This window comes from Thalassotalea sp. G20_0, assembly GCF_017744175.1.
Lineage (GTDB): Bacteria > Pseudomonadota > Gammaproteobacteria > Pseudomonadales > Endozoicomonadaceae > Endozoicomonas.
In genome coordinates this window covers 28,591-42,098 of sequence record NZ_JAGHQV010000024.1, presented here as the reverse complement: position 1 = coordinate 42,098, position 13,508 = coordinate 28,591, and the positions used below count along the sequence as shown (strand labels likewise).

Below are 13,508 nucleotides of genomic sequence, written 5' to 3'. Positions count from 1 at the left end.
ATATTTAACGGTCATAATGAACTCAAGGAGAATCATGATGGATCATATCACACCCGGGGAGCTTACACCGAGAACTGTTCATGAGAATGAGGCGAGTAGAAGTAATAATAGTAACCGTCCCAATACTGATGGTTCGAGGTATCGTCTATACGATGTAAGGTCGATTGGCAGCTCGAACAATTATTTATTATCTGATCAGGGGGCTGTTGGTGGTGCTGATTTCCCTGAGCGCTCATATCCAGGGGCTGCCGGTTTCCAGAGTCATCAACACCAGCCGGTAAGAACTTATGAAGTTACTATACATGGCTATACTCATGCATTTACTTCGCTAAGGGAATTGCTCCAGGTACAGTCTTTTATGGATAACTTCAGGGGTAGCGCCGAAGTGTATCTTCCTGGTATCGATATTCCCCATGAGGATGCTGAACTCAGGAAATTGATCCATGCGAATGAGTGTATTCAGCAAGTATTTTTGATGGCTAATGAAATAGAGACATTAAATGTATCCGCATCATCGGATCAAACGCAACTGATCGAACAAGCATCAGGCAACGACTATCATTTACCGGCACCATCAGGTAGCCGACAGCGAACTGTTTCCATTGATAATCATCAAATTAATGATATTGAAACGGTGCCCTCTGACGTGGAACCGGTTGCGATTTATAACCAACGTATGGCATGTGAGACAGAGCGAATGTACTCTTTCACTAAGCACTTTGCATCCAGGTGTGTAGCATTCCTGGATGAATTTCCTCGTGGTAATAGACATGCCATTAGGCTATCCGCTGCTGGATTTTATTTGTCACTGAATGAAAAAAAACTGTTCTGTTTCTCCTGTGGAGGCTCCATTGGAGAGTGGCAAGACGAGTGGGGAGTTAGTACCATCGATGAGGTTCATGCCAGACTTTACCCGAAATGCTCTTTTTTACAGGAACACAAGGGTGAACATTTTATTCAAACCTGCCAACAAAAGTTAAGACCCGAACAACAACAGAGGTTAGTCCAACCTTTGGAAAGTCATCCGCATTTGTATTCTTTACCCGTGAGTGATTATCAATGGCAACAAGAAGAGGCTGCAAGGTCCGAGAGTGAAGCGGTGTTTAACTTGCATAATGGAAGTACACTAGTAGATGGAATGACTGTACCTGAAATTCTGCGTCAAAACAGGGTTTATACTCAACTTGCCCAACAGAATCGCGGCTGGCGGAGTCAGTATCAGCCTGGTGTTACCTCTGCGATTGAAGGCAATATTCAAAGATGCCTGCAGGAATTTCACAGTAGCTTTCTCGTTGATTCTGAACTTCACCACGCAATAGACAGGCTGCATGAAAAAGTGAATGACGCCCGAGACCGAAACAATCAACTTAAATTGAGCTTATTACAAATCCTGGAACATCTGATGACACTCCCGGAAGATCAGCAGGCAGATACCGGAGCTGAAATTACTGAGATGATTAACGCTGCTGATGACCATGATTGTCAGGATCATACATCGGAAATCATCGATCAAATCAAAACGAGAATGGCTTTCATTAATATCAGGCGGGAACTGGAAGCGGAGCATGATGTTGTCCAGGTATCCAATCTGTTGAAGAAATTAAAATTATTTTTTAATGAGTCAGTACTCTACAAAGCCATGTCTACTACAAGCAAGAGTGATGGTACTCTACTTGTTGTTGCCAGAGAATCCACTGAGATAAGAGGGCGTATCAAGAATCAATTTTCCCGAAGTATTTGCCAATTTCCGGAGAATCATGTTTTTCAGCGTTTTGGGGATGTTGGCAGACTGCCGCCGGAAGTGATGGATGAACTTGAAAGTAAATTCAAAAGCGGCATCAGGAATAAAGCCGATTTTCAGAATTATATTATTGACATGTTTAAAACTGAGCCTCAATTACTTGATCTTTTAAGAAAGGGAAACCCTGAATTTTCGGTTTGGCATGGTAAGACAGAGAGTAACACCGAGTTATTGTTGGAACAGTACAGCCCGGATACCCCGGGACTCTCTGAGCAGGAGATTATTGAAGGTGCTGCTGGCGTTGCAGATTCTCGCAGAAGGTTCATGAATGAGGATCTTGAACAATTCATCAGCGAGAAGCTGGACTATTTTTGGACGGAGATTCTTCAACAAACATCCAGATAATGAGCAAGTCGCCCTTGCTGAATTAGCCTGGGCGATTGGTTTAGCATTCAACTGTGAGATTCTTCAACCAGTATTTTGCCAGCACCCGGTAAAGGACCAGAATCGCTTTAGTCACTTCTTCCATCAGAGCGCAGATAAACACCAGATGCAGTGGCCAATGCCAGATATTCACCGCTGCCCAGGTCAGCGGTACACCGACAAACCACATACCAATAATATTGATGGCTGCCGTGGCTTTCACATCGCCGCCGCTGCGCAGTACACCAACAATCCCGGTCAGGTTGATGACCCGGATGCATAGGGCAAAACCGGCAATAATCAGCACCTCACTGGCCATTTTCAAGGTGTCACCCTGAAATTTGCCGAACATTCTGACAATCGGCTCATTAAAGATCAGGGTAACAACGCCAATCACCAGGGCGGTTGCCGGAGCGGCCAGCATAAAATAACGGCTCTGTTTCCAGGCCAGCTCAAATTCTCCAGCGCCGAGCTCCTTCCCGAGTATGATCGAGGTGGCGATAGCGAACCCGATAAACAGGGAAATCAGCACGCCTTCTACGGAAGAGATGGCGCTCATCACCGCCAGTTCAACAACCCCCATCTGGGCAAACATCAGGTTGTAAAGCACCAGGCCAAATGACCAGAGGCCGTCCTGAATCAGCATGGGAACACAGATGCCAATATATTTAATCCAGTGTTTACGGCTTTTGCATTGCAACAGGTCAGCTTTTACCGGTTTGAGACCCGGGCGAACCTCAAGGATGTAATAGATAAGCAAGCCCACCTGAATCAACCGGGAAATGGTTGTTCCCCATGCAGAACCGGCAACCCCAAGGGCTGGAAAGCCAAAATGGCCATAGATAAGCAGATAATTAAACAGCACATTCATAAGAATGGTGATAAAACCGATTCGTGTCGGTGTTTTTGCGTCGTTATTGGTTCTCAGCAGGGCTTCCAGCGGGATGGTGACCGCTATGCAGAGAAAAGAGGGTGCCGTGATGAATAGATAGCTGCCGCCCAGAGCCTTCAGCGTGAGGTCTTCACTGATCAGGCCCATGATCTGTTCTGGAAAGAGCATGTAGACAATGGCAAATGGAGTGGTGATAGCCAGTGTGGCAATGATCGTCTGAACCAGCGTCCTGCGCAAGCCATCCATATTTTGGGCACCAATATACTGCGCGGCCAGTATGCTCATGCCACTGCCCAGGGCAGCGATCAGAATCAGGTTAAAGAAGAAAATCCGGTTGCCCATGCCTACCGCAGCAACTTCTGTTTCACCCAGCATGGAGACCATGAAGATATCAATCAACCCAAGCATAGAGAACATCATGGATTGCAGGGAGATAGGCAGTGCCAATTGCCAGAGATTGCGCAGGAAGTCCCTGTTTGGGGCTGGGTTTTCAATAGTTTGACTGGTCATAAAGCGACTAACAATGATTGGGGCCTGAAGCGCGTTTCAATCCGTGAAAGAGGGGAGTGGTCTCATTCGGATATAAACAGCCATGAACTGTATAGCATTCTCTTTATGGTTATGTCGGAGTGATGCAATAACAGCATAAAAAGCTATATCGTCATATTTAACATCAACTGTACTCTTATAGTCGTATAAGAGAGAAGTCGGATTTTTCCCTATCCCTGGTTCAGCTCCAGCTTTTTATAACTTTTAATAATAACAGATAAGAAAATATTGTTATCTTTGTTCTGTCGTATGCTGGTAAACTCGCCCTATCCATGGTTCGGTCAGCCGGACCACAGGCTTACATGATTTGTGCCTGCAACCTTATGTCAACAGAGCTTTATCAATAACGAGAAGAACATGGATTATCTGCCATTATTTCTACAGGTACGCAACCAGCGTTGTCTGGTGGTGGGTGGTGGCGATATCGCCCTGCGCAAAATCAGGCTTCTCAAAGCTTCTGGTGCCAATATTCGAGTGGTGGCCAGAGAGATATCAGTAGAAATTCGCGAGTTTCTTGCCAGCGGCAATCACCAATTGCTGGAAAAAACCTTTGATAACCATGACCTGAACGATGTCTGTCTGGTTATTGCAGCAACCGATGATGAGGGTGTTAACCGGCAGGTAGCGAGGTTGGCGCAGCAGCGACAGCTGTTTGTTAATGTGGTGGATGATGCCGATGCCAGCAATGCCGTAATGCCGGCGATTGTTGATCGCTCTCCGGTGGTGGTTGCCTTTTCCACCGGTGGTAAAGCTCCGGTTCTGGCCCGTCTCCTGCGACAGAAACTGGAGACACTGTTGCCCCGGGGGTATGGCCGTCTGGCGGCACTGGCAGGTGAATGCCGGGATATGGTCAAGGCCAGGTTCAGTGAGATCAATGACCGACGGTATTTCTGGGAGAACGTGTTGGCAGGTCCTGCTGCGGAAAAGGCGTTGGCAGGTGACCTTCAGGGTGCCCGGAATTTGATTGAACAGACCCTGGCAAATACATCGGAGCAGAAAACCGGCGAAGTATATCTGGTGGGCGGAGGCCCGGGCGACCCGGACCTGCTGACATTTAAAGCGCTGCGGTTAATGCAGCAGGCCGATGTTGTGCTGCATGATCGGCTGGTTTCTGAAGATGTTCTGGCACTTTGTCGCCGGGATGCGGATTACATCTACGTTGGTAAAAAGCGGGATCGACACACACGCCCCCAGGAAGAAATCAATGCCCTGTTGGTCGAATTGGCCAAAGAGGGTAAGCGGGTTCTGCGATTAAAGGGTGGCGACCCCTTTATCTTTGGCCGTGGTGGTGAAGAGATCGAAACACTGGCCAGTGAGGGTATCCCTTTCCAGGTGGTGCCTGGTATTACTGCCGCTTCCGGCTGTGCCAGTTATGCTGGTATTCCCCTGACCCATCGGGATCACGCTCAGTCTGTCCGCTTTGTCACGGGGCACTTGAAAGATGGAAGCTATGCGCTGAACTGGAAGGAAATGCTGGATCCCGGTCAAACGCTGGTGTTTTATATGGGATTACTGGGGCTTCCCCGTATCTGCCAGGCGTTAATTGATCATGGAAGGGATGCACAGACGCCCATTGCCTTGATCCAACAGGGTACAACCCGGAATCAACAGGTCTTTACCGGAACCCTGGCCACTATTAAGGCAATTATTGAGTCCGAAAGGGTAAAGGCTCCAACATTAATCATTATTGGTGGTGTGGTTAGCCTTAGAGACAAATTAAGATGGTGTTGATTTGTTTTTTGAAAGCTTGTATTGAACATGAAATTCCGGTGATGAAAAATCTCTGCATAGTTCGTATGGCCGGGCTGAAGGTCTGATTATATAATTGACCCCGTTTATGGTTGTGAAGAATTTATAGTCATTTTTTTCGATCTCCTCCTGATTCTCTGATTTACAGCCATGATCCTGGTTTTCTCTATTGGTTGCAAAACGATGTCTGGTGGCATAACGATAAATGGGTAGACGGGATTTAGCTTCAGGATTTTCTCCAATAAAATCATGCTTGATATATTCACCCTGTAACTTAGCTGACATTGGCCTTGGTATCATCTTATACCTACTGATTTCATCACGGCTAAAAGGCACGTGTAGCTTTGTTAGCAAGGTGTAATCATAAGGGGTAACTTTTCTGATTATTTCTGGCGACTTAATCAATGTATAACCAAATTGGGTTTCTGGTGCGGATATGATATAAAGGCAGTTTTCTATATGGCATTTGTCCTGTCTTATATCTTCTTTTACTGTATTCTTGAACGTTGGATATCGATGGTCTAGAAAAGTGGAAAAGGGGCTGTTTTTTCTCAGAGACAGGATATTTACATTTGGTTTAATGAATACGGCCAGTATGGTGACTGGATTTCCTTTATTATAACTTTTATCAAGGTAACCCTTGGCTGCAGCAATGCTTGGAGTGCTGTAGAGGCCAATACCATAGGCTTGCCCCTCTTTGTTAATTGTTTGAGGATCAAAAATTCTCTCTTTCAGGATAGAATTTCTGCACCGGCCCATTTCGTCATTGACACAAGTAAATTTGCCTGCACGGAAAAAAATATTCCTACCTGCTGTTTTTGGGCAAAATTCACTATGTATAAAGCTTTTTATTGCCATTTCGGTGGTTATATTAAATTCCGTAAAAAGTGAAATTGTCCGTAAGTCCTCATTAATATCTCTGAAACAAGTACTCTGAAATTGGCGTAGTAGATAAGAGGATCTCACTTTAAAGCGATCAAAAATAAAAGTGGATATATCTTCCTGGCTGAGAAAATATATTTCATGGCTTCTGAGGGTTTTGCATTCATTATTTATAATATCGAGCAGGATATTCACTGCCTGTTCACTTGCGTCAGGTTTAAGAAAAGACCTTATTTTCTCAAGTATTATACTGCGTTGCGACAGATTACAGCAAAGTGGAGTTTCGCTGGTGTCCATAGGTTCAATTTTCATTTCAGGTAGATCAGAACCTGAGCAAGGTGTAACCTGGCGATTGTCAAAGCATGAAAATTGATTACTGGTTGTTGTGTTGCTGGTACTGAGGGAAGTGGGTACTGGGTTAGAATTGAAAGACAAAGGGTTCATTGGGTAACACTCGTCTAAATGGTTTTTGGTATATTCCATTCACTTAACCCGGATATTTCATAAACATGCTCCCGTTCTCGCTTGTCCTTTGCCCCTCTAAGGGAGTTTTGTTTCCCCGGTACGGCGCTCCCTGACAAAATCCCTTAGAGCGACAAAGTCCTCGGCTTTGGCATCCTGCGTCGCCCTACCTCCCACATCCATGTGGTCGTGCGCGAGATTCGGGGCAGTTTATGAAATATCCGGGTTAAGGAATATATCATGTCAATTAATTGATCTAATTAGACAATGCTGTTAGGGGATCTGGATAAACAAACTGATAGTTTAGCGCTTTCTTCAATTTATCGCAGTTCACAAGGCGATAGGGCATGGGTTTATCGATAAAGATGGGCGGCTCAATACCCATGATTTCGCAGGACCGGGTGTAGAGCTGACGACGGGTAGGGTGCTCATCCGCTGAGGCGTTGAAGACTTCCCCAAACAGGTTTTTGGCAATGATCTGCCCAATGATTTGCAGGCAGTCTTCCCGGTGTATCATATTCACCGGATCGTCAGCGCCACCCAGCTCTTTGCCGGAAAAGTAGCGGCCCGGCTGATATTCACCGCCAATAAGGCCTGAGAAGCGAAGCACCGTGGTTTTCAGATCGTCATGGTCAGTGAACAGCTGCTCAATATCCAGCCAGGCAGTATCAGAGAAGGGGGACTCAATACGAACGGCATCGTCTTCCGTTACTTCAACGTTATTTTGCGGGTAAACGGAGGTAGCACTGATCAGAATAATCTTTTTAACCCGGGCTTGCTCAATACGGTTAAGCAGAGCCTTCATCTGGCGAAGGTAAAAGTGGGGTTGACCATCGCCTTTTCCCGGTGGAATGTTGATAAAGAGAATATCGGTATCAAGAAACGAGTCAATATCACCCTCAGGCTCTGGTGAAAGTCCGATTATATAAGGCTTCATGCCAACCGCAGAAATAGCTGCCAGCTTTTCCTCCCGGGTGGTTGACCCCTTGACTGGATAGCCATCTTTCACCAGTCGTTCGCCCAATGGCATGCCCAGCCAGCCACAACCCAGAATGCTGATGGTTTCTTTCATTATCGGTCTCTTGCTTGTCGAGGAAAAGGACGATGAATTGCAAATGCGAACTATTCTCGCTGATTGTTGCCATAAATGAAACAGTTTAGAATAACCGAGTTACCCGGTAGGGATTCTCTGAAGCGCCCCAATGACATAGAATAGCCATGAAGTTAATAGAGGAAGTGTTGCGTTGAACATTACATTCACTGAAGCCGCACAGAAGTATCTTGCCCAATTATTAGAAAAACAGGGGGTTGAGGGGATTGGTGTACGATTGTTTGTCAGTAACCCCGGCACGCCTCATGCGGAAACCTGCCTGGCCTATTGTAAGCCGGGGGAAGAGAAAGAGGGTGATCTGACGCTGGAGCTTGAGTATTTCAACTGTCATGTTGAAGGCACCAGTGAGCCTTTTCTGGAAGAAGCGGTGGTCGATTTTGCCGAAGACAAGCTGGGTGGTCAGCTGACCATCAAGGCACCCAACGCCAAGATGCCCAACGTTAATGAAGACAGTCCTCTGGATATGAAAATCAACTATTTCCTGCAAATGGAAGTGAACCCGGGGCTGGCTTCCCACGGTGGCATGGTATCTCTGGTGGAGCTGGATGATGGCATTGCTGTTCTACAGTTTGGCGGTGGTTGCCAGGGGTGCGCTGCGGTTGATATGACCCTCAAGGATGGTGTTGAAAAAACGCTGATGGAGCGTATTCCGGAACTGAAAGGCGTTCGTGATGTGACGGATCACAGTAATACTGAGAATGCTTTTTACAAATAAAGCAGATCAATCCTAAGAGGGAAGTGGGGTCCACTTCCTTTCTCCGTTTTTTCAATGTTATGTCGATTTTACCGTTAGTGTTCGGTGTCACCCTATGACGTCCCCCCTTATTACCCGTGCCGGAAAAGAAAAGCTTGAGCAGGAGCTTCAGTATCTGTGGCGAATTAAGCGCCCTGAAGTCACGCAGGCTGTTTCTGAGGCTGCAGCGCTTGGGGATCGCAGTGAGAATGCGGAATATAAAGAGGGAAAGCGACAGCTCCGGGAAATTGACCGACGCATACGCTATCTGACTAAACGGCTTGAAATCCTGAAAGTTGTCGATTATTCGCCAGAGCAGGAAGGCAAGGCTTTTTTCGGTGCCTGGGTTGAGCTGGAAAGTGAAGAAGGTGAAATACTTCATTGTCGTATAGTGGGTGCCGATGAGATTGATGTAAAAAACAACCACATTACCATCGATTCCCCCATGGCCAGGGCAATGGTTGGGCGTCAGGTAGATGATGAAATCGTGGTCAATGCACCGGGTGGACGCAAGATCTGGTTGATCAATAAAATACAATATGACCCTTTTTCTGATGATAAATAGGTAAAGCTATGGTTTTTCAGGCTTTACTAATGGTATTTTTAACCCCTTTTGAAAAAAAGGGTAAAGATACCGGTATAACTCTCTGAAATAATGGTGTATCTTCTCCCGCCTTTTTGAAATCCCAAGCTCATTTACTCACCCGGTAGTCCGACGGAACTGTGAAGCGTTATAAACAGGCCATTTTATCCAATTTTTTTGTCACCGAAGATGGCAGTGCTGTGCGCCATCTGGTTGAGGCAAATCTGGATATTGAGTCAAGAAGTGACCGTACGCTCTGTACCGAAGTCCTGAACAGTGACTGTCGCTACGAAGTGCTGGTGAATGGCCATCTATCCACTATCTGCATGATCTGCTCAGCGATTCTTGATCGAAGAATCAGCAATATGCCGGTGGAACGTAAAGTCAGTTATGGCAAAAAGCAGACGATGGAGATCTTTACACCACCGGATACCCAGTTATCGCTTCCGGGTGTGGTTGAGCCTGTTCAGGTTGAAGAGGGTAAAATGATCACTTCAAAAGAAGAACAGCCCGAACAAATCGAGCTGTTTATGTGAGTTAAAATCAGTTCTGCCTAGCGACGTCCCGGCAGAACATCTTTCAATTTATCCCTGATGTTGCGCAGCGTCTTCTCCGTTGTTTTCCAGTCAATACAGGCATCAGTAATAGAAACACCGTATTGCAGATCGTCCAGGTTATCAGTCATTTTCTGATTGCCCCAGCCAATATTGCTTTCCACCATCAGACCCACGATAGATTGATTGCCTTCAATGATCTGGTTGGTCACATTCTCCATAACCAGTGGCTGCAGGGCAGGATCCTTATTTGAGTTGGCGTGGGAACAATCCACCATAATATTTGGCGTGATGCCGGCTTTTTCAAGCGCCTTTTCACACAGTGCAACACTGACAGAATCGTAGTTTGGCTTGCCATTACCACCACGCAGTACAATATGGCCGTAAGGATTACCTTTGGTATGGGTAACAGCCACTTGCCCCTGGCCGTTCAGCCCGAGAAAACGGTGTGGACTGGAAACAGACTGCAGGGCATTGATCGCCACTTCCAGTCCGCCATCGGTGCCATTTTTAAAGCCAACGGCCGAGGACAGACCGCTGGCCATTTCGCGGTGAGTCTGCGACTCAGTGGTTCTGGCTCCTATTGCAGACCAGGCAACCAGGTCCTGAAGATATTGAGGCGAAATTGGGTCCAGCGCTTCTGTAGAAGCAGGAATGCCCATTTCGGCAACATCCATTAACAGGCGGCGACCGATATGCAGGCCTTCTTCAATTTTAAATGAGTCATTCAAATGCGGGTCATTGATCAGGCCTTTCCAGCCCACCGTGGTTCTTGGCTTTTCAAAATAGACACGCATCACCAGATACAATGTGTCTTTCAGCTCTTCACTGAGGGCTTTCAGCCGTTGGGCATAATCTTTCGCCGCAGCAACATCGTGGATTGAGCAGGGGCCTATGACTACAAACAGGCGATGGTCTTTGCCATCAAGAATATTCCTGATCACTTCACGGCTTTCAGAAACCGTTTTTGCTGCTGCTTCAGTCATCGGAATCACAGCCTTAAGGCGTTCCGGACTCAACAGAACTTCCTGAGATTGAATATTCAGGTCTTCAATGGGTAAAACAGCCATGTGCGCGGTCCCGTTCTTTTAATAAGACTTGTTTAAAATCTCCTGATCAGTGGCCTGACGCCCCTGATGCCAGATGAAAATATGGCACCCATACTGACAGATTGTCACCTCACCCTGTATAAAGCCCTGGTAATTATGAGTTTTCCATTGGCCAGGTGAGGGTTTTCCACTTTATTCAAACTGACACAGGGCTGCAACCCTGGATAGGGTTAAAAAAGGTATTTCAGGCCCAGTCCGAGCAAAATAATGGCCAATATGATGCGCATGAAGGTATCCGGTAGCTTCATGCCGACACGGGTTCCCACATAAATAGCAGGGATAGAGCCAATCAACAGGCTGCCTAACAGCACAAAATCAACATTACCCAGCCAGATATGGCCAAAGCCTGCCAGTAACGTTAACGGTACCGCATGAGCCAGGTCGCTACCCACTACCTTGACGGGTTTCAGCAGCGGATAGAGCAGGATAATAGCGGCAGTGCCCAGTGCTCCGGCACCCACCGATGAAAGTGTGACCAGAACCCCGAGGAAGATACCGGCAATAAAGGTTAATGTTGTCTGATATTGCTGTGGAATCATCGAGACACCAGAGAGCTGTCTTCTTTTCAAAAAAGGACTCATAAATAGCGACAGCGCAGTGAGGGTTAACATTATCCCAAGGCATAGTGTTAGGATCGGGCTATAATCAGCGCTTCTGTCAAAAAAAAACTTGAGCAGCACAATTGTCAGGATTGTGGCAGGAAGGCTGCCAGCACAGAGCGTTTTGACCAGTGTCCAGTCAATACTTTTCTGGCGATGATGGACAATGACTCCGGTTGACTTGGTAATGGCTGCATACATCAGATCCGTTCCAATGGCGATATGAGCCGGAAAGCCAAACATTAACAGCAGTGGTGTCATCAATGAACCACCGCCGATACCTGTCAGGCCAACCGCAAAACCAACGCCGGCACCGGTGGCAATATATGTTAGAAAATCCATAAGCATCCCAAAATCTATGGTCTAAAGTTATAACTAGCCAAGGCGATGTTTGAAAATATTGACTAAAAATTGATGATTCGCTGGTAACTATATTGACTGGCTTGTATTCTGGAAAAGAATTTAATGTCATTCTTTTATGCTTTATAGAACTAACGGATCCTGTTTCAATCTATTCATTTTTGTCAGCACAACCTGCCCGACCGGAGGCCATCAATGAAGCTGCAACAACTGCGCTATATCTGGGAGGTCGCCCACCACGATCTCAACGTATCAGCTACAGCGCAGAGTCTATACACTTCTCAGCCCGGTATAAGCAAACAAATCCGGCTTTTGGAAGATGAACTTGGCGTTGAGGTTTTTGCCCGAAGTGGCAAGCATCTCACCCGCATTACCCCGGCCGGTGAGAAAATCATTGATACAGCCGGTGAGATCCTTAGAAAAGTTGAGTCGATCAAGCAGGTTGCCCAGGAATTCAGTGACGAGCGAAAGGGCAGTCTGTCCATTGCCACAACCCACACGCAGGCTCGCTATGCCTTGCCGGGCATTATCCGGCAGTTCATTGGGCAGTATCCCGATGTTGCTCTTCATATGCATCAGGGCACTCCCATCCAAATTGCCGAAATGGCAGCAGACGGTTCCGTTGACTTTGCTATCGCAACGGAAGCACTGGATTTGTTCAATGATCTGGTGATGATGCCATGCTATCGCTGGAATCGCTGTGTTCTTGTACCCAGGGACCATCCTCTGACCCAGGTATCTGAATTGAGCCTGAAAGATATTGCCCGACATGCCCTGGTCACCTATGTTTTCGGATTTACTGGTCGCTCCAAGCTGGATGAAGCCTTTATGAATGAAGGGTTGTCACCCAGGGTAGTGTTTACTGCCACCGACGCCGACGTGATCAAAACCTATGTGCGCCTGGGACTGGGCGTCGGGATCATTGCCAAAATGGCTTACGACCCTGAACTGGATTCAGACCTTGTACCCCTGAATGCTGATCACCTGTTTGAGCCAAGCATTACCAAGATCGGGTTCCGGCGTGGTACTTTCCTGCGTGGATTTATGTACGACTTTATTGAAGAGTTTGCCCCTCACCTGACCAAAGATGTGGTTCAGGAAGCAATCCTTCGTCATAACAAGGCGGAAGTGGATGAACTCTTTTCACATGTTCAGCTACCAAACCAGTAACTACCTTATACCAATTCCGCCTTCTAAATATGAGATCGAGCAAGTCATTTTGGACAGCTGGGCAAGGCGGAATGACGAGTAATAGCAGGGCTATTGTGAGGAATTCCAACGAAGATCCAGCTGTTCAAAATGGCTGCGCAGTTCATATTTAGAAGGTGGAATTGGTATTACAAGCGGCTTGGTTCAAGCCGCTTTTTCCAGTACTTCCTTTACCAGCTTAAAATAGATGGTGTAAATCGCTGGCTCGCTGCCTTCTTCTTCAACAATAAAAAAAGGTGCTTTGTCTACCTGGTATAAATTTGCCAGTAAAGTACCTGTGCTGTCCGGGTCGCCATCAACGGCGGTGACGAATTGGTCAATGCGATTGATATGACCTGAACTCTCCAGTCTTTCCTGCACTTCCTGGCATTTTTTGCAGAGGTTGCCATCGGCCATTATCTTTTTGACCATGGTGATTTTCATAATCCAGTTCTCCCGGGGGATGGTGTTCATTTGCCGGTGGTTGTTTATTGTAGCAGTGGCTATTTAGTCAATAATAGAATCAATATCTATATTTATAGGTGTTTATGCTATATTCTCATCCAGCCTGTC

The 13,508-nt window shown here is 46.6% G+C and carries 12 protein-coding genes; 6 read left to right on the top strand and 6 right to left on the bottom strand.

All coding sequences use genetic code 11. From position 1 onward, the window contains the following. Positions 1–34 precede the first annotated feature (34 nt). Positions 35–2,146: a baculoviral IAP repeat-containing protein gene (locus J7438_RS15205; protein WP_209277209.1), complete on the top strand. Its 2,112-nt coding sequence runs from the start codon at positions 35–37 to the stop codon at positions 2,144–2,146. 40 nt (positions 2,147–2,186) lie between these two features. On the opposite strand, the gene J7438_RS15200 is transcribed toward J7438_RS15205, so the two are convergent. After that, positions 2,187–3,566, bottom strand: coding sequence for an MATE family efflux transporter (locus J7438_RS15200; RefSeq protein ID WP_209277208.1), 1,380 nt, complete (start codon positions 3,564–3,566; stop codon positions 2,187–2,189). Positions 3,567–3,962: 396 nt separating this feature from the next. Between J7438_RS15200 and cysG the strand changes: the two genes are divergently transcribed. Next, positions 3,963–5,336: a siroheme synthase CysG gene (gene cysG / locus J7438_RS15195; protein WP_209277247.1), complete on the top strand. Its 1,374-nt coding sequence runs from the start codon at positions 3,963–3,965 to the stop codon at positions 5,334–5,336. Here the strand turns inward: cysG and J7438_RS15190 are convergent. Then, positions 5,322–6,719, bottom strand: coding sequence for a hypothetical protein (locus J7438_RS15190; protein ID WP_209277207.1), 1,398 nt, complete (start codon positions 6,717–6,719; stop codon positions 5,322–5,324). The two genes, cysG and J7438_RS15190, sit on opposite strands and share 15 nt — an antisense overlap. Positions 6,720–6,954: 235 nt before the next feature. Beyond that, a complete protein-coding gene (locus J7438_RS15185) occupies positions 6,955–7,770 on the bottom strand; it encodes a Rossmann-fold NAD(P)-binding domain-containing protein (RefSeq protein WP_209201641.1) in 816 nt (271 codons plus the stop codon). Between the two features lie 172 nt (positions 7,771–7,942). On the opposite strand from J7438_RS15185, the gene nfuA reads away from it, so the two are divergent. The 3 genes from nfuA to J7438_RS15170 all read left to right on the top strand — a co-directional run bounded on the left by nfuA (position 7,943) and on the right by J7438_RS15170 (position 9,661). Then, positions 7,943–8,524: a Fe-S biogenesis protein NfuA gene (nfuA, locus tag J7438_RS15180; protein WP_209277206.1), complete on the top strand. Its 582-nt coding sequence runs from the start codon at positions 7,943–7,945 to the stop codon at positions 8,522–8,524. A 94-nt stretch (positions 8,525–8,618) separates the two neighbouring features. Beyond that, positions 8,619–9,107: a transcription elongation factor GreB gene (greB, locus tag J7438_RS15175; RefSeq protein ID WP_209201642.1), complete on the top strand. Its 489-nt coding sequence runs from the start codon at positions 8,619–8,621 to the stop codon at positions 9,105–9,107. A 158-nt stretch (positions 9,108–9,265) separates the two neighbouring features. Then, complete coding sequence (locus J7438_RS15170) at positions 9,266–9,661, top strand: hypothetical protein (protein WP_209201643.1); 396 nt, start codon at positions 9,266–9,268, stop codon at positions 9,659–9,661. A gap of 17 nt (positions 9,662–9,678) precedes the next feature. On the opposite strand, the gene J7438_RS15165 is transcribed toward J7438_RS15170, so the two are convergent. After that, a complete protein-coding gene (locus tag J7438_RS15165; RefSeq protein ID WP_209201644.1) occupies positions 9,679–10,749 on the bottom strand; it encodes a 3-deoxy-7-phosphoheptulonate synthase in 1,071 nt (356 codons plus the stop codon). A 209-nt stretch (positions 10,750–10,958) separates the two neighbouring features. Next, positions 10,959–11,729: a sulfite exporter TauE/SafE family protein gene (locus J7438_RS15160; protein ID WP_209201645.1), complete on the bottom strand. Its 771-nt coding sequence runs from the start codon at positions 11,727–11,729 to the stop codon at positions 10,959–10,961. Between the two features lie 213 nt (positions 11,730–11,942). Between J7438_RS15160 and cysB the strand changes: the two genes are divergently transcribed. Then, entirely contained in the window at positions 11,943–12,917 is a 975-nt protein-coding gene (cysB, locus tag J7438_RS15155; protein ID WP_209277205.1) for an HTH-type transcriptional regulator CysB, read from the top strand. Between the two features lie 183 nt (positions 12,918–13,100). Here the strand turns inward: cysB and J7438_RS15150 are convergent, their stop codons facing one another. Continuing rightward, complete coding sequence (locus J7438_RS15150; RefSeq protein WP_209201646.1) at positions 13,101–13,409, bottom strand: hypothetical protein; 309 nt, start codon at positions 13,407–13,409, stop codon at positions 13,101–13,103. Positions 13,410–13,508 lie beyond the last annotated feature (99 nt).